General features: G+C 53.9%; 1 pseudogene. It reads left to right on the top strand.

Annotated elements, in window-relative coordinates:
* Positions 1-194: 194 nt before the first annotated feature.
* Positions 195-293: pseudogene (locus tag AF337_RS46290) on the top strand (DNA-binding protein); the annotation flags it as partial.

The raw sequence follows: 293 nt of genomic DNA, 5'->3' as shown, positions 1-293 counted from the left end.
TTTTTCGGACTATGCCAAGCTTGTAGGAAAGATGACCTGAACAATGTCGAAGGCTTCGCTCACGAGAACGCGTATGCTCTCTCTCGGGCGATCGGGGCTTTCTGGAAGCTTAGTAATGCGCGTGGTCTCTACATGTGGTTGACTTCATATCGGCATGAGCCGTATAAATACCTTGTCAACCAAGGAGCCGCTCCATGGCCCACAACGCATCCACTCCCGTCACAGCACAGGAAGAGCCGAATTCCATCAGGACCGCGTTTCTGAGACGCGCGACTTCGGCGCTGGAGCGCATT

The sequence above is a fragment of the Rhizobium ecuadorense genome, from assembly GCF_001187535.1.
Taxonomy (GTDB): Bacteria; Pseudomonadota; Alphaproteobacteria; order Rhizobiales; family Rhizobiaceae; genus Rhizobium; species Rhizobium ecuadorense.
This window is presented reverse-complemented; position numbering and strand designations above follow the sequence as displayed.